Source organism: Ruegeria sp. AD91A (genome assembly GCF_003443535.1).
GTDB lineage: Bacteria > Pseudomonadota > Alphaproteobacteria > Rhodobacterales > Rhodobacteraceae > Ruegeria.
In genome coordinates this window covers 2,622,501-2,644,108 of sequence record NZ_CP031946.1, presented here as the reverse complement: position 1 = coordinate 2,644,108, position 21,608 = coordinate 2,622,501, and the positions used below count along the sequence as shown (strand labels likewise).

At 57.1% G+C, this 21,608-nt stretch carries 19 protein-coding genes, 1 tRNA gene and 1 rRNA gene (1 of these 21 only partly in view); 11 read left to right on the top strand and 10 right to left on the bottom strand.

From position 1 onward, the window contains the following. Window positions 1–3: 3 nt before the first annotated feature. Complete coding sequence (locus D1823_RS13230) at window positions 4–1,017, bottom strand: D-cysteine desulfhydrase (RefSeq protein WP_117870730.1); 1,014 nt, start codon at window positions 1,015–1,017, stop codon at window positions 4–6. A gap of 122 nt (window positions 1,018–1,139) precedes the next feature. On the opposite strand from D1823_RS13230, the gene D1823_RS13225 reads away from it, so the two are divergent. The 3 genes from D1823_RS13225 (at window position 1,140) to D1823_RS13210 (ending at window position 6,502) form a co-directional block, all read left to right on the top strand. Then, on the top strand, window positions 1,140–2,033 hold the full coding sequence (locus D1823_RS13225; protein WP_117870728.1) for a LysR family transcriptional regulator: 894 nt from the start codon (window positions 1,140–1,142) through the stop codon (window positions 2,031–2,033). A 157-nt stretch (window positions 2,034–2,190) separates the two neighbouring features. Further along, a complete protein-coding gene (locus D1823_RS13220) occupies window positions 2,191–3,528 on the top strand; it encodes a serine hydrolase (RefSeq protein WP_205511836.1) in 1,338 nt (445 codons plus the stop codon). 181 nt (window positions 3,529–3,709) lie between these two features. Next, the gene (locus tag D1823_RS13210; RefSeq protein WP_117870721.1) at window positions 3,710–6,502 is read left to right on the top strand and encodes a bifunctional aconitate hydratase 2/2-methylisocitrate dehydratase; all 2,793 of its coding nucleotides are present in this window, start codon (window positions 3,710–3,712) and stop codon (window positions 6,500–6,502) included. A 207-nt stretch (window positions 6,503–6,709) separates the two neighbouring features. Here D1823_RS13210 and D1823_RS13205 read toward each other — a convergent pair whose 3' ends face one another. From D1823_RS13205 to D1823_RS13195, 3 genes are all read right to left on the bottom strand, one after another. Next, window positions 6,710–7,231 carry a GNAT family N-acetyltransferase gene (locus D1823_RS13205; protein ID WP_117870719.1) on the bottom strand — a complete coding sequence of 174 codons (522 nt, stop codon included), beginning with the start codon at window positions 7,229–7,231 and terminating at the stop codon, window positions 6,710–6,712. Beyond that, the gene (locus D1823_RS13200) at window positions 7,228–7,782 is read right to left on the bottom strand and encodes a helix-turn-helix domain-containing protein (RefSeq protein ID WP_117870717.1); all 555 of its coding nucleotides are present in this window, start codon (window positions 7,780–7,782) and stop codon (window positions 7,228–7,230) included. Before D1823_RS13200 ends, D1823_RS13205 begins: the two co-directional genes overlap by 4 nt. A gap of 118 nt (window positions 7,783–7,900) precedes the next feature. Beyond that, on the bottom strand, window positions 7,901–8,917 hold the full coding sequence (locus D1823_RS13195; RefSeq protein ID WP_117870715.1) for a Fe(3+) ABC transporter substrate-binding protein: 1,017 nt from the start codon (window positions 8,915–8,917) through the stop codon (window positions 7,901–7,903). 242 nt (window positions 8,918–9,159) lie between these two features. Here D1823_RS13195 and D1823_RS13190 point away from each other — a divergent pair, with 242 nt between their 5' ends. After that, window positions 9,160–9,678 carry a hypothetical protein gene (locus tag D1823_RS13190; protein WP_117870713.1) on the top strand — a complete coding sequence of 173 codons (519 nt, stop codon included), beginning with the start codon at window positions 9,160–9,162 and terminating at the stop codon, window positions 9,676–9,678. Here the strand turns inward: D1823_RS13190 and ykgO are convergent. After that, window positions 9,630–9,755, bottom strand: a complete 126-nt coding sequence (ykgO, locus tag D1823_RS13185) for a type B 50S ribosomal protein L36 (RefSeq protein ID WP_008755722.1) — start codon at window positions 9,753–9,755, stop codon at window positions 9,630–9,632. The genes D1823_RS13190 and ykgO overlap by 49 nt on opposite strands. Before the next feature lie 90 nt (window positions 9,756–9,845). After that, window positions 9,846–9,920, bottom strand: a tRNA-Val gene (locus D1823_RS13180). 148 nt (window positions 9,921–10,068) lie between these two features. Here D1823_RS13180 and D1823_RS13175 point away from each other — a divergent pair. Beyond that, entirely contained in the window at window positions 10,069–10,929 is an 861-nt protein-coding gene (locus D1823_RS13175; RefSeq protein ID WP_117870711.1) for an N-formylglutamate amidohydrolase, read from the top strand. 2 nt (window positions 10,930–10,931) lie between these two features. Here D1823_RS13175 and D1823_RS13170 read toward each other — a convergent pair whose 3' ends face one another. Continuing rightward, on the bottom strand, window positions 10,932–12,185 hold the full coding sequence (locus D1823_RS13170) for a DNA polymerase IV (RefSeq protein WP_117870708.1): 1,254 nt from the start codon (window positions 12,183–12,185) through the stop codon (window positions 10,932–10,934). A 341-nt stretch (window positions 12,186–12,526) separates the two neighbouring features. Then, window positions 12,527–13,237: an orotidine-5'-phosphate decarboxylase gene (gene pyrF, locus D1823_RS13165; RefSeq protein WP_117870706.1), complete on the bottom strand. Its 711-nt coding sequence runs from the start codon at window positions 13,235–13,237 to the stop codon at window positions 12,527–12,529. 204 nt (window positions 13,238–13,441) lie between these two features. Between pyrF and D1823_RS13160 the strand changes: the two genes are divergently transcribed. From D1823_RS13160 to clpB, 3 genes are all read left to right on the top strand, one after another. Beyond that, window positions 13,442–14,272 carry a tetratricopeptide repeat protein gene (locus tag D1823_RS13160; RefSeq protein ID WP_117870704.1) on the top strand — a complete coding sequence of 277 codons (831 nt, stop codon included), beginning with the start codon at window positions 13,442–13,444 and terminating at the stop codon, window positions 14,270–14,272. A 93-nt stretch (window positions 14,273–14,365) separates the two neighbouring features. After that, window positions 14,366–14,683 (top strand): hypothetical protein, encoded by a 318-nt coding sequence (locus D1823_RS13155; RefSeq protein ID WP_117870702.1) that lies wholly within the window; start codon window positions 14,366–14,368, stop codon window positions 14,681–14,683. 126 nt (window positions 14,684–14,809) lie between these two features. Then, window positions 14,810–17,428 (top strand): ATP-dependent chaperone ClpB, encoded by a 2,619-nt coding sequence (gene clpB / locus D1823_RS13150; RefSeq protein ID WP_117870700.1) that lies wholly within the window; start codon window positions 14,810–14,812, stop codon window positions 17,426–17,428. 47 nt (window positions 17,429–17,475) lie between these two features. Here clpB and D1823_RS13145 read toward each other — a convergent pair whose 3' ends face one another. Beyond that, window positions 17,476–17,955, bottom strand: a complete 480-nt coding sequence (locus tag D1823_RS13145; protein ID WP_117870698.1) for a hypothetical protein — start codon at window positions 17,953–17,955, stop codon at window positions 17,476–17,478. A gap of 178 nt (window positions 17,956–18,133) precedes the next feature. Beyond that, the gene (locus D1823_RS13140) at window positions 18,134–18,949 is read right to left on the bottom strand and encodes a cyclase family protein (protein WP_117870695.1); all 816 of its coding nucleotides are present in this window, start codon (window positions 18,947–18,949) and stop codon (window positions 18,134–18,136) included. Between the two features lie 330 nt (window positions 18,950–19,279). On the opposite strand from D1823_RS13140, the gene msrP reads away from it, so the two are divergent. The 3 genes from msrP to D1823_RS13125 all read left to right on the top strand — a co-directional run. Then, entirely contained in the window at window positions 19,280–20,182 is a 903-nt protein-coding gene (msrP, locus tag D1823_RS13135; protein WP_117870693.1) for a protein-methionine-sulfoxide reductase catalytic subunit MsrP, read from the top strand. Between the two features lie 4 nt (window positions 20,183–20,186). Then, window positions 20,187–20,801 carry a protein-methionine-sulfoxide reductase heme-binding subunit MsrQ gene (msrQ, locus tag D1823_RS13130; protein ID WP_117870691.1) on the top strand — a complete coding sequence of 205 codons (615 nt, stop codon included), beginning with the start codon at window positions 20,187–20,189 and terminating at the stop codon, window positions 20,799–20,801. 616 nt (window positions 20,802–21,417) lie between these two features. Beyond that, a 16S ribosomal RNA gene (locus D1823_RS13125) occupies window positions 21,418–21,608 on the top strand; it runs 1,269 nt beyond the window's last position.

The following is a 21,608-nucleotide window of genomic DNA, read 5'->3' as shown; positions in this document are numbered from 1 at the left end:
TGCTCAGATATTCACCCAGCGGTTTTTGTGATCGAAGGCAAAGTCATACCCCGCCAAAGCCGCGGCGCCGCCCGTGTGAAGGAAAACGACCCGCTGATCTTTGAACTCGCCTTTGCGCGCCAGATCGATCAGGCCCGCAGCGCCCTTGGCCGAGTAGCAGGGATCCAGAAGAATACCTTCCAATTCAGCAAACATCTGAATCGCTTCGATACCGCTTTCAGTGGGCAGTCCATAGCCTTCACCGACATAGTCGGTATTGGCCATGACATCTTCGCGCTTTACCACGCCTGCGCACCTCAGTTTTTCGGCTGTCTTGCAGGCGAGGTCGTAAACCATCTGTTCCTGCTTTGGCTGAGGTGCCCTTGTCCCGATGCCAAGCACCGGCACTTGCGCATTCATGGCGCACATTCCGGTCACCAAACCTGCCTGCGTACCGGATGACCCGGTTGCATGTACCAGCCGGTCAATCTGCAATCCGCTGTCATTGGCCTGCCCCAACAGTTCAAAGGCCGCGTTTACGTAGCCAAGCGCCCCGGTCGGGTTCGAGCCGCCGCCGGGAATGACATAGACGTTGCGGCCTTCTGCCCGTTTCTTCTCGGCAGCCTTTTCCATTTCGCCCGGCATATCGTGACCTCCGGGAAACTTCTCGGTCATCGCGCCGTGCAAGTGGTCCAGCAGGACATTGCCGTTTGTATTGTAGTTGCCATCTTGATAGCCGGTGCGGTCTTCCAGAAGAATATGGCATTCAAGGCCCAGTTTGGCGGCAAATGCTGCGGTTTGTCGACCGTGGTTTGTTTGAGTGGCACCTTGCGTCATCACCATGTCCGCGCCCTGCGCTTCCGCTTCGGCCATCAGGAATTCCAGCTTGCGGGTCTTGTTGCCGCCGGTTGACATGCCGGTGCAATCGTCGCGTTTGATCCAGATTTCCACACCCAACTCTTTGGAAAGCCGCTTCATCGGTTCAAGTGGTGTCGGAAGATGGGCGAGGTGAAGGCGGGGGAAGCGGGCGAGATGCATATCACAATTCCTAATATTGATTTTCGTCAATTTATACTTTCAATTACCGCGCTGCTAATTCGAAATTCAGCAAATATGTTGCAACAATTGCATGTTAATCGGGGCTGCGGTATCTGGTACACATGCGCCTGGAATGGATCGATGACATATTGGCCGTGTTGGACAGCGGATCGCTGACACGCGCCGCGGAAAAACGGCTGCTGACCCAATCTGCCTTTACCCGTCGGGTGCGGCTCATCGAAGGTAGTATCGGTGCGACCCTGTTTGATCGTCGCCGCAAGCCCGTATCCCTGATGCCGGGTGTGCAGGCGTTGGAACCGGAATTGCGCGAGCTGAGTGCGCGTCTGCACAAACTTCGACATACCCTGAAAACCGAGAGTGATCAGGCCAGCCAGTCTCTGTCTTTTGTCTGCCAACATGCACTCACGACAACCGTTTCACCGAAAGTGGTCCGCACTTTGACCGCAGATGACGACATCTCGGTTCGAGTGCGATCAGGGAATCAGGACGAGTGTCTGTTGCAACTGATCTCAAAAGAAGTCGATTTCGCGATCATGTACGCGATCTCGGACGGCAGGATGCAAAACCTCGAAAATGCATTTGAGGCAAAGACGCTTGGCGCTGATACTTTGATCCCGGTATGCGCACCCGCAATGCGCAGGGAATTGGATGGTGAGACTGTTCCCGCGATTATCTATCCGCCTGATGTATTTCTTGGGCAGGTGTTTTCCCGATTGATTGCACCCCGTTTGCCCGACAAAACCAGAATCATGGCCAAAGCCGAGACGGCCCTGACGTTGGCGATGCTGCAATATGCCGTGAATGAAATCGGCGTTGCATGGCTACCCCATTCTTTGGTCGCCACGCCGCTTGCTCAGGGGCAGCTTGTAAGCGTTGAAGAAGCTCTGCCTGCACAGGCGCTGACAATAAGAATGGTCCGTTTGGCTGGACCGCAGTCGGAGTACAGTGAACAGATTTGGCAACGTCTTGCCGGGCAATTGCAAAGCTTTTGGTAGTCGCAAGATCAAAGCAACGCGGCGACCGGCGCAGTTCGAAGATAAAGACGCCGGGTCTGCCGATCGACATCGGAAGAATACGCAACGGAATGGTAGCAAAACCGAGTTGGTTGTATCTAACCTGAGCTGAAAAGACAGCAACAGGGCAGGTCTGCGGATGTTCACGAAGGTATTGAAAACGGGTCTAGGTGTCGTGGTTCTGGGCATCGTGGGTTTGCTTGGTTATCTGCTGATCGCCCCCCCGGACTTGCTGAAAGTGGGCACGAATTACTCGGCCAAGATTGTCTGTTCGAACGTTTTCATTGCCGGACGTGATCCGGACGAGGTCCTTACGGTGGATGTGCAGGCCCCGGGGCATCCGCTGCTCAAACACGTTTCGATTGAAGTTGATCGAGAGGCGCAGACTGTTCGCGCGCGACTCTTTCGGTTCTTCGCGCCCGCCACGTCGCAGTTCCGACAGGGGCTTGGTTGCACCAACGTCCATGGTACATCCCTGAGTGAGCAGCGGCTTGAGGCCGCCAAGTCCGCGCCGACAGGTCTCTGGCCAAGTGGAACCGACGTTGCGCTGTCTGATGATCCAAAAGTTCGGGCTGTATTGTCGGATGACAAGCTGCTTGGCGAAGGATACCGCGCCGTAGTGGTGGTTCAAGGCGGGCGCATCGTGGCCGAACGCTATGCCGAAGGGTTTGACGCCGACACACCGTTGCTGGGCTGGTCCATGACCAAGACGGTCACTGCGGGGCTGATCGGAACGTTGATTGACGCGGGCCGGATGAACGTATCGGACACCCTCGTGGACAGCTTTCCCGAATGGGCAGAAGATGTAAGGCGAGACATCACTGTTGCCGACATGCTGGGCATGACAAGCGGTCTGCAATGGAATGAAGAATACGGAGACGTGTCGGACGTGACCAGGATGCTGTATCTCAGCGATGACATGGCCAGTTTCGCTGCTGACCGTGCACTGGAAGCCGGCATTGGAACCGACTTCAACTATTCCTCTGGTACATCCACCGCATTGTCCCGGGTGTGGCAGGACAAGCTGCCCGATGGCGGTTTGAGCTATCCTCGGGATGCGCTTTTTGAACCGCTCGGCATGACTTCGGCGATCATCGAGACAGATGTCGCCGATACATTCATCGGGTCCAGTTATATGTACGCCACGGCCCGTGACTGGGCGAGGTATGGCCAGTTTCTGCTGCAAAAGGGGGTGTGGGACGGCACGCGGATCTTGCCCGCAGGTTTTGTAGACTGGATGTTCGAGCCCGTTGCGGTTTCTGACGGGAAATATGCCAAAGGTCATCTTTGGCTGAAGTCGCCGGGCGACCTGCCATCCTTTGAGGACGCGGTTTGGTTACAAGGGCATGATGGTCAGTCCATCGGAATTTTCCCGTCGCATGACATGGTTGTCGTGCGGATGGGGCTTACACCTTCACGGTTGGGCTATTCTTCTTTGCCGCTGGCGAAAAAGCTTGTTTCGGCTTTCGGGGGGTAAGGGATCGAGCCTTGTGATCGACGCTGCGCCGACCATTTCGGCTGACGTTGCATGTGGGCAGGACACCGGGTCGCAGATCGATATCTTGCATCTCGGCAAGTTTTGGTATACCGCCGCATACAAACATAAGGTGCCGGTCCTTTTGTCGGCTCGGTGCATCAGCTAAATGGTCGGAACCCTCATGAGCCTTTACACAGAATACCTGAACGAAATCGAAACGCGCAAAGAACAGGGTCTGCACCCCAAACCCATCGAGGACGGCGCCCTTTTGCAGGAAATCATCGGGCAGATCAAAGATGCGGATAACGCGCATCGCGCCGATTCACTGAACCACCTAATCTACAACACGCTGCCGGGCACAACCAGTGCCGCAGGTGAAAAGGCACGCTTTCTGAAAGAGATCATCTTGGGTGACGCGATGGTCGAAGAAATCTCGCTGGATTTCGCGTTTGAATTGCTGTCGCATATGAAGGGCGGCCCATCAGTGGAGGTTCTGCTTGATCTGGCGCTGGGCGACGATGCAGACATTGCGCAGAAGGCGGCGGCAGTTCTGAAAACACAGGTATTCCTGTACGACGCAGACACGGACCGTTTGAAAGCGGCGTTTGAGGCCGGGAACGCCGTCGCCAAGGACATTCTGGAAAGCTATGCCAAGGCCGAGTTCCTTATCCGGCTTCCCGACATCGAAGAAGAAATCAAGGTTGTGACCTATGTGGCGGCTGAAGGGGACATCTCGACTGACCTTCTGTCGCCCGGCAATCAGGCGCATTCGCGGTCGGACCGTGAATTGCACGGCAAGTGCATGATCTCACCTGAAGCACAGGCCGAGATTCAGAACTTGCAAAAGCAGCATCCGGATAAACGCGTCATGCTGGTGGCTGAAAAAGGGACGATGGGCGTTGGATCGTCGCGCATGTCCGGAGTCAACAACGTCGCATTGTGGACCGGAAAGCCAGCCAGCCCCTATGTGCCTTTCGTGAACATCGCGCCGGTTGTTGCTGGTACAAACGGGATTTCACCGATCTTTCTGACCACCGTTGGCGTGACCGGTGGGATCGGCATCGATCTCAAGAACTGGGTCAAAAAAGTGGATGCCGACGGCAATCCGATCCTGAACAATGACGGTAATCCAATCCTTGAGCAGAAATATTCCGTCGAGACCGGAACGGTGCTGACCATCAACACCAAGGACAAAAAGCTGTACAATGACAAAGGCGACAAGGAGCTTGTCGACCTGTCATCGTCCTTCACGCCGCAAAAGATCGAATTCATAAAGGCCGGAGGATCTTATGCCATTGTCTTTGGCAAAAAGCTCCAGACATTCGCAGCCGCGACGCTCGGTATCGAGCTGAAATCCGCTTTCGCACCGTCCAAGGAGATCTCGCATGAAGGGCAGGGCCTGACGGCGGTTGAAAAGATATTCAACAAGAACGCGGTTGGCGTGGCCGACGGCAAAGTTCTGCATGCGGGCTCGGACGTTCGGGTGAAGGTCAACATCGTCGGTTCGCAGGACACCACCGGTCTGATGACGTCGCAGGAACTGGAAGCGATGGCGGCGACAGTGATATCGCCCACCGTTGACGGTGCCTATCAGTCTGGCTGTCATACTGCTTCGGTTTGGGATTCCAAAGCGCAGGCAAATATCCCAAAATTGATGAAATTCATGAACAACTTCGGCCTGATCACCGCGCGTGACCCCAAAGGTGTTTATCACTCGATGACAGACGTGATTCACAAGGTCTTGAACGACATCACTGTGGATGACTGGGCAATCATCATCGGTGGGGACTCGCATACACGTATGTCCAAAGGCGTCGCATTTGGTGCGGATTCGGGTACTGTTGCACTGGCGCTGGCCACTGGCGAAGCCACCATGCCGATCCCGGAATCGGTCAAGGTGACCTTCAAGGGCCAGATGGCGGATCACATGGATTTCCGCGATGTGGTTCACGCCACCCAGGCGCAGATGCTCAAGAAATTCGGTGACAACGTGTTCCAGGGCCGGATCATCGAAGTTCATATCGGAACGTTGCTGGCGGATCAGGCATTTACCTTCACCGACTGGACAGCCGAAATGAAGGCCAAGGCATCGATCTGCATCTCTGCGGATGACACGTTGATCGAATCTCTGGAAATTGCAAAAAACCGTATCCAGATCATGATCGACAAAGGAATGGATAACGAAGCCCGGACACTGCAAGGTCTGATCGACAAGGCCAACGCGCGGATCGCGGAAATCAAGTCGGGTGAAAAGCAGGCCCTGAAACCGGATGAGAACGCCAAGTACTTTGCCGAGCTGGTGGTTGATCTGGATGAGATTAGCGAACCCATGATTGCCGACCCGGATGTCAACAACGCGGATGTATCCAAGCGTTATACCCATGACACGATCCGGCCGGTTTCCCACTACAAGGGGGAAAAGAAGGTCGATCTGGGATTTGTTGGATCGTGCATGGTGCACAAGGGCGATCTGGTCATCGTCTCGCAGATGCTGAAAAACATCGAGCAGGAGACGGGCACAGTAGAGTTCAAGGCCCCGCTGGTCGTCGCAGCGCCGACCTACAATATCATTGATGAGCTGAAAGAAGAAGGCGAGTGGAGCATTCTTCAGAAGTATTCAGGCTTTGAATTCGACGATCTGTTCCCAAAGAGCAAAGCGCGGACGGAATACGAGAACATCCTGTATCTGGAGCGTCCGGGATGTAACCTTTGCATGGGCAACCAGGAAAAAGCCGCAAAGGGCGACACTGTCCTGGCCACGTCCACACGTCTGTTCCAGGGGCGTGTTGTTGAGGACGCGTCGGAGAAGAAAGGCGAATCCCTTCTGGCATCGACCCCGGTGGTGGTGCTGTCGGCTGTTTTGGGCCGGATGCCGACCGCCGAGGAATACAAGTCGGCCGTTAAAGGTATCGACCTGACCAAATTTGCGCCTCCGATGGAAAAGCCAGCAGGCACGAAGTCAGCGCATTTCTAAACGCAAGGCACTTCATTGATTGCCCGGCCACCCCTTCAGGTGGCCGGGTGATTGAATTTCGGTGCGTTCAGGCTTGGTTGCAGCGTGTGCCGCGATGACTCTAATCCAAAAGCGCGGCATGAGAATGCCCCCGGACCATTCGCACGACTTCGCGTGGACCACTCGGAAAAAATCCATGATCCACGGTCAAACGGTCGCTGTTCGGCGTCAGGCTGACAGCTCTTTATACATGTAAGTTGTGGGTTCCAATTTGGTTTCGAACGGGTTCCGGCAGTAGTTCGGAATTTCCCCTGCGATCTGAAACCCAAGGTCCAGATAGAGCATTCGAGAAGGATCGGTACTGCGCGTATCAAGAACCAGCATCGTACGCTCCAACTCTTTTGTTCGCTGAAAGAGGGCTTCCATCAGGGCGCGGCCCAAACCACGCCGTCTGGCGTTCGGGTGTACCAGAAGCTTCGCGACATCAGCGCGGTGTGGCTGATTTGGCATGATCGCGGGGATCAGTTGCACCGTGCCCTGAATGCTCCGATTGTCATGGGTGACAAACACCTCCAATGCACCGGATTTCAGTCCAGGCTGAACGTTTTGCAACCAGTACGTCCGTGCATCGTCCAAGGTAAACGGAAGGACAAAGCCGATGCTGGCCCCGTCATGTACACAGGCGTGGAGGATTTCCGCCAGATCATCAACTGCCGCGCTGAAATCGAGATCGGTCAGACGCGAGATCATGTCAGCACCAAGAGATAGCGCGCACCGCGAGATGCGCCGGTTTCGAACCGGGTTGGGCCTGACAGGTGATAGCGCAGGCAATCTCCGGCGCTCAGCGTATGGGGCGTTCCGTCAACAGTCAGTGTCAGCGCGCCATCGATCAGGATCAGATGGTGTTCCTGTCCTGATTTTGGTGGCGTCTCGTAAGTGATGACCGTGTCACGCGGCAGGTGGCATTCCACGACCTCGGCGTTCAGACCGTTTGCTGGGGGTGAAACTGAACGGCGGGTAAAGCCCGTCGCGGGATCGCGCCATTCGGTCTGGCGTTCAAATGGCACTTTGGGGTCAAAGCTGTCTTCGACCATCATCAAAAGCCGTGACATTGGCAGGTCAAAAGCGGCACAGAGACGGCCAAGATTCTCTGCGGTGGGGCTGACCTCTCCTTTCTCCATGCGGGACAATGTGGCCCGACTGATTCCGCTGTGAGCGGCCAGTTGATCCAGCGACCATCCGCGCCCGTGGCGGAGTTCGTTCAGACGTGCGGCGAGGCGGTTCGAAAGGTTATCAAGCATGGCTCAAAAGAGAGAGGAAATTTCAATTGCGAGAAAAATATTAAAAAAATATGAATTTGTAAACGAGAAAGGACGCGGAAACTCCGCGCCCTTGGTAAATCGCTGACGATGTTGCGGATTATTTCCAGCCAACTTCGTTGAAGATTTTCTGTGCTTCCGGGATGTTCTTGGCGACGTCTGACAGGTTCACGTCGTCAGCTTTGAAGTCACCCAGTGCTTTTACCGAATCTGCCAGCTCAACGCTCTGTACTGCCGGGAATTCGTCATTTCCTGCCGAAAAGTACTCCTGCGCCTGATCGCTTGCCAGATACTCAAGGAACAGGATTGCGTTTTCCTTATTCGGTGCGTGCGCCGCGACGCCACCGCCCGATAGGTTCATATGCGCACCATAGCTGTCCTGATTGGGGAAGACCCAACCGATCATGTCGAGGTCAGAGGAAAGACCTTTGACGTCTTTGCGGATGGCCCGTGCATAGTAGTAAGTGTTCGACACAGCGATATCGCATTCGCCCGAAACGATGCCACGCAGCTGGTCGGTGTCACCCCCTTGCGGGTCCCGCGCCATGTTGGCGACAACGCCTTCCGCCCAGAACTTTGCAGCTTCTGCGCCTTCATGTGTGATGATCGAGGCGAGCAGGGTCTGGTTGTAGGTGTTGGTCGAGGACCGGATGCAGATCAGGTCCTTGTACTCCGGCTTGGCCAGGTCTGCGTAAGTGGCTGGCGGGTTGGTGACGTTTTCTTTGTTGTAAAAGATGATCCGACCGCGCTGTGAGAAGCCGAACCACTGGTTGTCTTCGTCCTGAAGGTTGGCGGGGATGCGCTCTTCCATGGTTTCGCTGTCGATAGCTTGCAGAATGCCCGCATCTTTGGCACGCGCCAGACGAGAAGTGTCGACGGTCAGCATAACGTCGGCAGGAGAGTTCGCGCCTTCTGCTTCCATGCGCGCGATCAACTCGTCTGCCTTGCCTTCGATCCGGTTGATCTTGATACCAGTCGCATCTTCGAAGTCCGTGTACAGACGTTCGTCGGTGTCATAGTGGCGCGACGAATAAAGGTTCAGCTCGCCTTCAGCCGCGGCGGATGTTGCGATCAATGCCGACAGAGCGGCGGCCAGGCAGGTTGTGGATTTCAGCATAGTTTGCCCCAACAATTGAATTTCGCGTCGGTCGATAACCCGACTGATTTGCTCAATTATACGATTCTCGGCGGGATGCAAGAAAAACTGACAAATTTACTTGGTCATATAATGTCGCAGCGCTTACTGGAGCTTTTTCATTTGTTAACCATGTCGGGATCAGTTGGTAGGGCCGCCGTCGGATACCGGCGAGTGCTCAGGTGTCAGGTGGGCTCGGTGCAAATGGCGGGAGGGCTGTCGAAATGGTCGAGGTGTTGCTGGATGCCGTGGCGCTGCTGTTGCTTCTCGGGCTGGTCGCGGGACCGGTCTGGCTTTGCGTCAGGCGGCCCGATTTTCCGTCCGGGTTCACCTGGAGCTTCGTGGTCGTCGTCGGTCTGACCATCCTGTTTTCGTGGTGGCGCGACTACGCGCTTGGTCTGGAGTTGTTTGCAATGGGGGTCGATCTTGACGGTTTTACGACCGATGAGCGGATGCGCGGTGTCGCGCCACATTTGCGAGACCAGGCGGAGCGCGTGGTCTTTTCCCCCGAACGGTTGGGTGTCGGCTGGCCGATAAAGACAGGATTCGCCCTGTTCGATTCAGTTCCCGCCGCGATGGCGGTCTGTTCCATTCCATGGATGGTGCGGATGGTTCTCAGACGGCGCCGCGGGGTCGAGATAACACAAAAACCGCGCCCGAAGGCGCGGCTCTTTAAAGCGGTGTTTCGCCGTTCTCAGCCCTGGCGAGCTTTGAACTTGCGCTGCGTCTTGTTGATAACGTAGACGCGGCCTTTGCGACGCACAATACGGCAGTCACGGTGCCGGTTCTTGAGCGAGCGGAGCGAGTTCTTGACCTTCATGGTCTGTCTCCAATCTGCGGCGCCTTCATCAAGGACGTGGCCAGCGCCTGGGTTACTCGGGTGTCCCGGATATCCGGAACAGTGAAATCATGGTGGGCGGTACAAGGATCGAACTTGTGACCCCTTCGATGTCAACGAAGTGCTCTACCGCTGAGCTAACCGCCCACTTTCCCTTTGCGTGCCCTGCCCCATAACGAAATGGGGCGCGGAACCCCGCGCCGGTAGCGGGGTCTATAAAAGGAGTCGCAAAGGGGTTCAAGGGGTTTGGAAGAACTATTTTCCGGTCTATGTTGATTGCGAAGAGGGAGGGATCATGCAGAACGCAGCCTTTGTATTGGATATGCCGGAAAACCGCAGTTCATGTGTGGTTTTTTCATCCCCACATAGCGGGCGGGACTATCCCGAAGCGTTTCTGAAGCGGTCCGTTCTGAACCAAAGCGTGATTCGGTCCTCGGAAGACGCATTTGTCGATCAATTGTTTGCGGCAGCAGCCGAGAATGGCGCGCCTTTGATCAAAGCGACCATGCCGCGCGCTTATCTGGACCTGAATCGCAGTCTGGACGAATTGGACCCGGCGTTGATCAGCGGCGCCCGCAGGCACGGGCATAACCCAAGGGTCGCATCGGGGTTAGGAGTGATTCCCCGCGTTGTGGCCAATGGACGAGCAATTTACAGCGGCAAGCTGACCATGGACGAAGCGCGGCTGCGCTTAGATACCTATTGGCGTCCTTATCATGCACGATTGAAGTCCCTGTTGGCCGAATCGCATGAGAAGTTCGGGCAGGCCATTCTGGTGGATTGCCACTCGATGCCGCATGAGGCGGTGTCCATGGCTGGTACGACCCTAAACAAACGGCCCGAAATCGTGTTGGGTGATAGGTTCGGTGCTTCGGCCTCGTCCGAGATTGTGGACCTCATCGAATCGGCGTTTTCTGCGGCAGGATTGAATGTGGCGCGCAATGCCCCGTTTGCCGGGGCCTACGTAACGCAGACATATGGCCGCCCGACCCGCCAGCAACACGCGATTCAGATCGAAATTGACCGCGCCCTGTATATGAACGAAGAGAAGATTGCGCCGAACGCCAATTTCATGACGTTTTCGAAACTTCTCCGGCAAGTGGTTCGCGAGATATGCAGCATCGGTTCCAAGCCGGTCCGTTTGGCTGCGGAATGAGCCTAGCGCAAAGCGCGGCCCTTCACGATTGCGTCTGCGCCGAATCTCTGACGGATTTCGTCGGTGGCCCGCTCGGCCCGCGATCTGCGGACGGCGCCGGGATCAAGCAGGTCGCCGGAAATGTCGGCCAGATCCGCCGGGCACAGGTCAGACAGACCACACCCCAACAGGCGGTACGGCCCCTGATCCCCCACCTGATCGAAAAGCCCCCTTGCCGTGCGATAAATCCGGTCTGCGATCTGCGTTGCGTCCCGCAATGACACGCGCCGTGTCAGAATCTTATGATTGGCTTTCTTCAGCTTCAGCGTAACGACCCGGCCAGCTAGATCCTTGGCCTTGGCCCGGTCCGAGACCTTCAGGGCCATGCGCCACAAATGCCCGTCCAGAACGTCAATATTGGCGGTGTCCTCGAAAAATGTGGTCTCATTGCTGATCGATTTCATCGGCTCATGAGTTGAAACGCGTCGTTTGTCTTGACCCCGTGCCAAATGCCACAGGCGATACCCCATCGAGCCGAAACGCGCAGTCAAAGCCTCCTGATCCCAACGCAGCAGGTCGTTGAAGGTTCGAATCCCTGCACGGTCCAGTGATTCCTGCGCGGCGGGGCCAATGCCCCAGATCAACCGTACGGGTTTGTCATTCAAAAACTCTGCCGTCTCGGCCTTGCCAATCACCGAAAACCCGCGGGGCTTATCGAGGTCCGAGGCAACCTTGGCCAGGAACTTGTTGTGACTCAGCCCGATAGATCCGGTCACACCCAGTTCATCTTTCATGCGTTTGACGAGGCGCGCCAACATGGCGGCAGGAGGTGCCCCGTGCAGGCGTTGGGTGCCGGACAAGTCCATGAAGGCTTCGTCCAGGGACAGAGGTTCGACCACTGGCGTCAGTTCATCCATCATAGCTCGGATGTCGCGTGACACCTGGGCATACACAGACATGCGTGGTTTGATCACGACGGCATCAGGGCACAGTTGCAGCGCTTTGAACATGGGCATGGCGGATCGTACACCCCGAATTCGGGCCACGTAGCATGCCGTGGAAACAACGCCGCGTTTACCGCCGCCGATGATGACAGGTTTGTCTGCCAGTTCCGGATTGTCCCGCTTTTCCACCGAAGCATAAAAGGCATCGCAATCCATATGAGCGATGGTCAGGTCAAGGAGTTCGGGGTGTGACTTTACCCTGGGGCTACCGCAGCCCGTGCAGCGCCGTTCGTTTTTCAAAAGGGTCAGGCAATCTCGGCAAAGACCGGGCATCTGCGTCCTCGTGTGTTCCGCAGTTGGCTTGGGAGTTCTTTATATCATGCAGTGATATCGATCAAAGATCATTCAGATAAAAGAAAACCCCCCGCAGCATCGCGGGGGGAAGTAACGAACCTCAGGAAGAAAAGGTTCGTTGGGGAGTTAATCCCCTTAAGAATCGCCAAGATTTCCCTACGGAGATAGAGTGAAGGCTGCTTTGGAAAAACTCACTTTCTGAATGTGTGTTTTCTGGCACAGGGACGATTTGGCGCGGATTCGTCAAAAATTGACGTAAGGTCAACCTGTTGCGGCGGTTTTTTCAGTACGAATACCGGCTGAAACGATGATTCCGGTCATCACGTTTTCAGAGAACTTAGCTCGGTCAAAACGGCTGCGGCTGCGGATTTCGGGTCTTCCGCCTGATAAATGGGACGGCCAACAACGATATGATCCGCTCCGTCCTGGATGGCGCTGGCTGGTGTGGCCACACGTTTTTGATCTCCAAGTGCCGCGCCAGCCGGACGCACGCCGGGGGTTACGATCAGTCGGCCCCTTGCCTGGGGCAAGGCGCGGATCAGGGCGGCCTCCTGCGGGCTTGCGATCACGCCATCGGCCCCGGCCTCAAAGGCGCGGGCGGCGCGTTCCACCACCATGTCCTGCATGGCTCCGGTCTTCATCAAGCCCGCATCCAGATCGTCGCGGTTCAGCGAGGTCAGGATGGTCACCGCCAGGATCTTCAGATCCTTGCCCGCCGCCCCTTCCTTGGCGGCGCGCACCACGTGCGGGTCACCATGCACGGTCAGGAAATCCAGATCGAACTGCGCCAGCCCCCGCACTGCGTTTTCCACCGTGTTGCCGATGTCGAACAGCTTCATGTCCAGAAAGATGCGCTTGCCGTGTTCCTGCTTCAACTCATTGGCCAAGGCCAGCCCGCCGCCGGTCAGCATACCCAGGCCGATCTTGTAGAACGAAACGACGTCGCCCAGCGTCTCGGCCAGCTTCAGCCCCTCCAGTGCGTTGGGGACATCGAGGGCTACGATCAGGCGGTCATCGGCGGTTTGGGGCATTGTTTCGACCTTTCAGGCTTGGCGGGATCGGCGCTTCTGTAGAGCGTGTGGCGCATTGAGACAAGAAAAGACGCAGGAAAATACGGGATGATACGGTTGGGTGTGGTGGCCTCGGCGGCATTTTAGGCCGGGGCGGGCGCGGTCTGGGCCGGTGAGACGGATTGCGGCGAGGCCCAACTGGCGCGCAATCTGCTGGCGGGGCTGATGGGTGACGCTCCCGCGCCGGCAAAGGCTGACGCCCCCAAGGGACCGCAACGGCGCCTGCGGGTCTCCGACCTTCGCCCTCGGCCGGAAACCGCCTCCGACGATCCACCGCAGGACCCCGACTATTCGGACGGAGAGTACGACTGCCTGATGGCTGCCGCCGCTCCGGGCCAGTCGCCCTATTTCGACGGGGTAAAATGGGCCGACATGGACGCCGAGAACGCGATGGCGATCTGCGCCGATCTCCTGCTGAAAGACCAGGATGTCGACGCCGAGGTCGTGGCGGCGTTTGGCCGCTCGCTGGTGAAGGGCGGCAGGCTGGAAATGACGCTCGAGTTTTCGGAACTGGCCGCGATGGAGGGCAGCGGGCTGGCGATGAACACGCTGGCCACGCTCTATAACGATGGCGAGATCGTTCCCGAGGACGACGAAACCGCGTTTGCCTGGTACATGGCGGCCGCCGAATCCGGTCTGTCGATGGGGATGCATATCGTTGCGTATGGCTACGAGAACGAGGACGGTGTGGCGCGCGACATCGACAAGGCGCTGGACTATTGTTTCCAGGCCGCCGAGCAGGACGATGTCGTCGCACTGCACAACCTTGGTTCTCTGACCTATCACGGGCGGGACGGCGTGCCTCAGGACACCCAAGCAGCCTTTGTTTTCTGGGGCAGGGCTGCGAAACTCGGCGATATGAAGTTGCAGCGCAAGTTTGGCCGGTTGCTGTACGAATCCGGCGATGTCGCGGGGGCGTTGAAGTTTTATCGCCTCGCGGCCGGGCAGGGTGACGACGTGGCGCAACAACTGATCCGGCAGATCGAAGGCGATTGAGACCTGAGTCCGGGGGACGTGGTTTCCCCGCACTGTCTCAACTGTGCTATGGTGCGGCCGTTCAGAAACGGAATTGCACCAAAGGGACAGACCATGAAGCACCTCATTCCGCTGGCTGCGGCAGCGGCCATAGCGGCCTGCACCGACACGCCGCCGAGCGCACCCGAAACCGGTGCCGCCCCGGCCCCCACCAATGACGACCTTTACCTCGTCCGCGGTTATCGGTCCGAGGATGACTGGTGCCAGTTGACCGGCGAAACCGCCTTTACAGGCAATTTCCTTGACCACACCGCCGATCTTGTATCCTGCCCCACAGGCAGCGCCGCCGCGCAGTCTCTGGTCGAGATGCACGATGCCCAGCAGGTGGCCGAAACCGGAGGCTACACAGTCTATACAATTTCGCGCGGCTGACGGCATTTTTCACTCTCCAGCCTCTTGAAGCGGTGGGGATATTTCCCAGATTGAGGACAAGGCCCGGACCACTGCGTGCTGCCAAGCGGGCGCAAATCCACCGGGCGCTTGGAAAAGGAGAATACCATGGACTTGAACAAGTTCACCGAACGGGCACGGGGGTTCGTGCAGGCGGCGCAGACCATTGCGCTGCGCGAGGGGCACCAGAGGCTGGAGCCCACACATATACTCAAGGCATTGATGGATGACGATCAGGGGCTGGCGAGCAATCTGATCACGCGCGCGGGCGGCGCGCCGGACCGCGTGGTTGAGGCGCTCGACGCTGCAATGGGCAAGATCCCGAAAGTCAGCGGCGATGCGAGCCAGATTTACATGGACGGCCAGACTGCCAAGGTTCTGGACGAGGCCGAGAAGATCGCCACCAAAGCGGGCGACAGCTTTGTGCCTGTCGAACGCGTGTTGATGGCGCTGTGCATGGTCAAATCCAAAGCCAAAGAGGCGCTTGAAGCCGGTGCCGTATCTGCGCAAAAACTCAATGAAGCCATCAACGACATCCGCAAAGGTCGCACTGCTGACACCGCATCGGCGGAAGAGGGCTATGATGCACTCAAGAAATATGCCCGCGACCTGACCGAGGCCGCGCGCGAGGGCAAGATCGACCCGATCATCGGGCGGGATGAGGAAATCCGCCGCGCGATGCAGGTCCTGTCGCGCCGCACCAAAAACAACCCGGTTCTGATCGGTGAACCCGGCGTCGGTAAAACCGCGATTGCCGAGGGCATGGCCCTGCGCATCGTCAACGGAGACGTGCCGGAATCGCTGAAGGACAAGAAACTGCTTGCGCTCGACATGGGCGCGCTGATCGCAGGTGCGAAGTACCGTGGGGAATTCGAAGAACGCCTCAAGGCCGTTCTGACCGAGGTCACCGAGGCCGCAGGTGAGATCATTTTGTTCATCGACGAAATGCACACGCTGGTTGGTGCGGGTAAATCCGACGGTGCGATGGATGCCGCCAACCTGATCAAGCCTGCGCTTGCTCGGGGTGAGCTGCATTGTATCGGCGCGACCACGTTGGACGAGTACCGTAAATACGTCGAAAAAGATGCGGCCCTCGCGCGGCGGTTCCAGCCCGTGATAGTGCAGGAGCCGACGGTCGAGGATACGATCAGCATCCTTCGCGGTATCAAGGAAAAGTACGAGCTGCACCACGGAGTCCGTATTTCGGATTCGGCGTTGGTATCGGCCGCGACCCTGTCGCATCGGTACATCACCGACCGCTTCCTGCCGGACAAGGCTATCGACCTCGTCGACGAGGCCGCCGCGCGTCTGCGCATGGAAGTGGACAGCAAGCCTGAAGAACTGGACCAGTTGGATCGTCAGATCCTGCAGTTGCAGATCGAGGAAGAAGCGTTGAAACTTGAAGATGACGCGGCCTCCAAGGATCGGCTTGAAACGTTGCAAAAGGAATTGGCCGACCTCAAGGAGAAATCCGCCGAGATGACCGCTCAGTGGCAGGCCGAGCGGGACAAACTGGCCAGCGCCCGTGATCTGAAGGAACAGCTCGACAAGGCGCGGGCCGATCTGGAGATCGCCAAGCGTGAAGGCAATCTGGCCAAGGCCGGTGAGCTGTCTTATGGCGTCATCCCCGAGTTGGAGCGCAAGCTGGCCGAGGCTGAAAGCCAGGAAAGCAACGCGGTCACGGCCAAGGAAACGGTGCGCCCTGAACAGATCGCAGCCGTCGTAGAACGCTGGACGGGTATCCCGACCTCGAAGATGCTGGAAGGCGAGCGCGACAAGCTGCTGCGTATGGAAGAAGCGTTACACGCCCGCGTGGTCGGCCAGGACGAGGCCGTTACAGCTGTGGCCAACGCCGTGCGCCGGGCCCGTGCCGGTCTGAATGACGAAGGGCGGCCGCTGGGTTCGTTCCTGTTCCTTGGGCCAACCGGTGTCGGTAAGACCGAGCTGACCAAAGCCGTCGCCGAGTATCTGTTCGACGATGAAAACGCTATGGTGCGGGTCGACATGTCGGAATTCATGGAGAAACACGCCGTTGCCCGTCTGATCGGTGCCCCGCCGGGTTATGTCGGCTATGACGAAGGCGGCGTTCTGACCGAAGCAGTTCGGCGCAGGCCGTATCAGGTTGTCCTGTTCGACGAGGTCGAAAAGGCTCATCCGGACGTGTTCAACGTGCTGTTGCAGGTGCTTGATGACGGTGTCCTGACCGACGGTCAGGGTCGTACGGTTGATTTCAAGCAGACGCTGATCATTCTGACCTCGAACCTTGGTAGCCAGGCACTCAGCCAATTGCCTGAGGGTGCCGATAGTGCGCAGGCCAAGCATGACGTGATGGATGCCGTAAGAGCCCATTTCCGGCCCGAATTCCTGAACCGTCTGGACGAAACCATCATCTTCGACCGGCTGAAACGGTCGGATATGGCTGCGATTGTTGACATCCAGCTGGGTCGTCTTCTCAAACGCCTGGCCGCGCGCAAGATCGACTTGGTACTGGACGATGCCGCCAAGGAGTGGTTGGCAAACGAAGGCTATGACCCGGTCTTCGGTGCCCGCCCGCTGAAACGCGTCATCCAGCGCGCCTTGCAGAACCCGTTGGCAGAAGCTCTGCTGGCCGGTGAGATCAAGGACGGCGAGACTGTTCCTGTGACCGTTGGGCCCGATGGTCTGATCATCGGTGACCGGTTGGGAACTTCAAAACGACCCCGCCCGGATGATGCTGTGGTGCATTGATCTGACACCGGAAACTGGAAAGGCCCGCCTTAAAGGCGGGCCTTTTTTCATGTCGGCTTTCCATAGCCTTTGTTCAGATACTCGTTGAGCGCTTTCATCCAGACCTGCGCTTCCTCCAATGGAAACTGGGCTGTAAACCTAAGCTTCATAATACAATTGTCCACGACGCCAACCGCCAGAAACTCGGACAGGCCATCTGATGCTTTGGCCTCGGCCCGAAATGGCAACACCTGCGACGGATCACGCAACTGATAGGCGTTGATTTCGCCGAGTTCAGCACCGCGCCGCGCAGCTATTGCAGCGATATCGCGTGCGGCTTGTTTAAAGCTTTCAAGGGCCATTTCGGATGAGACGACCCTTTGTTGGTGGTCATAGAAGAAAACTGTGATCTTGGAGGATGGGTCTGCAAATGTGGCGGAATTGCCAAGGCCCGGGTGGCTGTCTTTATAAACTTCAGACCCGATCTGGTTCAGATCGCTCAGGACCTGCGACGCGCGCTCAAACAGCTTTTTTGCAGGATTGCACATCAGCCAATGCCGATCCGCACAGTAAAGACAGAGAAATAACCAGTGGACTGAGCAACATGGAGGCAGGGCGTCCCGAACAGTTCAAGAATGCACGAAGTCTTGGTTTGCAACTGTGGCGGAATTTTGGCCCTGCCGGAAAGATGGCCGGGCGGGCGTTGGTCAGCCGCCCGGGAATTTGTCAGATCAACGCAAAGATCCGGGCCGGCCCGCCGGTGCCGCCTTGGTGCTTGGGCGCGCCGATCACCAGCGTTGCACCAGACGCAGGCACGCGATCCAACCCAGCCAGGCATTCGATCCCGAACCGGCCTGACGGCAACCACGCGTAATGCGTCGCAAAATCTGCGGACATGCCGTGATCCAGGGACAGGGTATCAACGGCAATTGATCGTGCTCCGGTCTCCTCCATCAGCATCTGCGCTGCTTCAACGTGGAAGCCCGGGTAATGCTGCGCTTCGCCGTCGAAATTGCGGAACTCATCCGTGGCGGTTTTGCCTGCCCATCCGGAATGCATCGCCACGCAGGCACCATCAGGGATATCACCATTGGCCGCAATCCAGGCTTTCAGATCATCCGGGGTGACGCGCGTGTCAGCATCCTCGGCAGCTCGGGCAGCGATGTCCACGACGCATAAGGAGGCGATCAGATCCGTGACAGGGATTTCGTCAACTGATGTCCCATCCGCCGAGAAGTGAAGCGGTGCATCGATATGCGTACCCGTATGTTCGTTGATTGACAGGTTGAACAGATTGAAGCCGTGATCAGTAAAGTTGAAAGCTTGCTCGGCCGAGATGCCGGGCTCGCCGCCCCATGTCGGGAAATCCGGGCTTAGCGTGTGGGTCATATCCTCGACACCGCCATGCCCAGCCGCCAATGCTGCCGGCGCGACGGCCCCGGTTGCGGCTGCTGCAACACCCGAAGCGGCAGCAGCTTTGAAGAATCCGCGACGAGACAGCATCTTGTCTTTGACGGCATTCATTACACAAATATCACACATTTTCTTCCTCCCATTGCGGCCAAAAAGCTGCAACCGCAGCCTTGCCTCGCGTTCGGCTTGGCGTGGCGCCCGTATGACAGAGTGCAGCTTTGCGTCAGCAGTTGTAAAGTTTTGTGCCCGTGTTTTGATTGTAATCCAAGAAAAACCCGGTTTTCTGCCGGGCGCTAAAGGTTTTCGCGTCTATGGTTTTCGTTGCTGACACCGTTCCCCGAAGGTCCGGCCACACCGGAACGTTACAATCACTTCGCTCAATCGTTACGCCTGTTTCTGTGGCTCTGTGCTATCAGCACACTACGTCAACACTGACTGTTGCACATGACGGAGACCCATATGGCGCATCGCTGGACCAACACTTTGACACATGCCGACGTCACCCCCCGGGCGGCGTTTCTCAACCGGAGGCAGGTTATGGCCGGGCTGGCAGGTGTCGGCCTGACTGCGATGGCCAAACCGGCGGCAGCACAGGATGGGTTGGAGCCGAACACCTGGGAAGAGATCACCACGTACAACAACTACTATGAGTTCGGGACCGGAAAAGATGACCCGGCGAAATATGCTCACACGCTGGTGACCGAACCCTGGAGCGTGCAGATCGACGGTCTGGTTGACCGCCCGGGCGACTATGATTTCCACAGTATCCTGTCCGAGATGACGATCGAGGAACGGATCTATCGCTTCCGCTGTGTAGAAGCGTGGTCGATGGTCGTTCCATGGAACGGCTTCGAGCTGGCTGACCTTCTGAACCTGGCAGGTGTGCAGGAGGGTGCAAAATATGCGGCATTCGAAACGGCCTATCGCCCAGACGAGATGCCGGGAACGCGGTTTCCCATTCTCGAATGGCCGTACCGGGAGGGCTTGCGCCTGGACGAGGCGATGCACCCTCTGACAATCATGGCAACCGGAATCTACGACCGACCGATTCCCAACCAGAACGGCGCGCCTTTGCGTTTGGTCGTTCCGTGGAAATATGGCTTCAAATCGATCAAGTCGATCGTTCGGATCACTCTGACCGAGGAGGAACCGCCCACCAGCTGGAACATGTCCAATCCGCGCGAATACGGGTTCTATAGTAATGTGAACCCGAATGTGGACCATCCACGTTGGTCTCAGGCTTCCGAACGCGAGATCGGGGGCGGGCTTTTCGCGTCACGTAAGCCGACCCTGATGTTCAACGGGTATGAAGAAGAGGTCGCCAGTCTTTACGAGGGCATGGATTTGGCCAAGAACTATTAGAATCATGCAGTCGATTAACCAGACACTCCGCCGTATTCCGGTATGGGCGATATATCTGCTGGGGGCGTTGCCTGCGCCCTGGCTGTTTTATCTTGGCCTTACCGGTGGTCTGGGGGTCGAACCGATTGAGGCGTTGGAGCATAGATATGGTGAACTGGCCCTGCAGTTGCTGATTGCCGGTCTGGCCGTCACGCCTCTGCGCCGGCATGTCGGTTTGAACCTGATGAAGTATCGCCGAGCGATCGGAGTGCTCACTTTTGTATACGTCGCGTTGCATCTTCTTGTGTGGCTGGTTCTGGATGTGCAGCTTCCCAGCCAGATCTGGGCGGATATCCTCAAGCGCCCGTACATAACGGTCGGCATGGGGGCGTTCCTTCTCCTGCTTCCGTTGGCGTTGACGTCCAATAATTGGTCGGTGCGCCGACTGGGATCACGCTGGCGCAAGCTGCACTGCCTTGTGTACGCGGCTGCGCTGTTGGGGGGCGTGCATTACGTCATGCTGGCAAAAGGATTTCAGATCGAGCCGCTTGCTTATCTGGCAACCATCATCGCCCTGCTTGCCCTGCGTCTTCCGATTCCAATCCTGTCTTTGTGGTCCAACAGGGCAGATTCCGCCTGACTCGGAGGTGAGTCTGTGGGTAATCATGTGCATAACGCGTTGAGCCGCGAATTCTGACCTGCATTTTCTTGGATTTCGGCGGCGACGCGCTGATGAAATGTTCTTAAGTTGCTGTAATTAATTGATAAATTATCTTTTTGAGAATTTCTTCTGTTTTTGTGAATTTTCCACTTGCGGCTTTGTCGGGTTATACTTAGAACCCCCTTCACCGGCGCTGCTGAGGCGGTGCTGACGGGCTGGAGAGACGGTCGGACGCATCGGAGAGACGGTGGAGACGCTCAGGATAGACTGGGGGCATCTTAGGGAATGAGTTAGGCGGGCGCGCTGATGTTATTGGCGCAACGGTCTGATTTTTGGCTCTGGGTGTTTGTTCTTTGACATTGATGGATAACTGAAGAGATATGTGGGCGGTTTGGTTCGTTTCGACGGATTGAATGTCTGTATATCGCGCTGGTAGGGCTTCGGCTCGATGATCCAGTGTCAGCTTCACTGTTTGTACGGCTTTCGGTTTCTGATGAAACCAGAAGCACATACAGACAGAAGACTTCATCAGGATTAGCCTCCTGATGAGATGTGCAGAGGTTCGAACGTCAAGGATAGGTTAGCAATAGCCTTTCAACTTGAGAGTTTGATCCTGGCTCAGAACGAACGCTGGCGGCAGGCCTAACACATGCAAGTCGAGCGCACCTTCGGGTGAGCGGCGGACGGGTTAGTAACGCGTGGGAATATACCCTTTGGTACGGAATAGCCTCTGGAAACGGAGAGTAATACCGTATGAGCCCTTCGGGGGAAAGATTTATCGCCAAA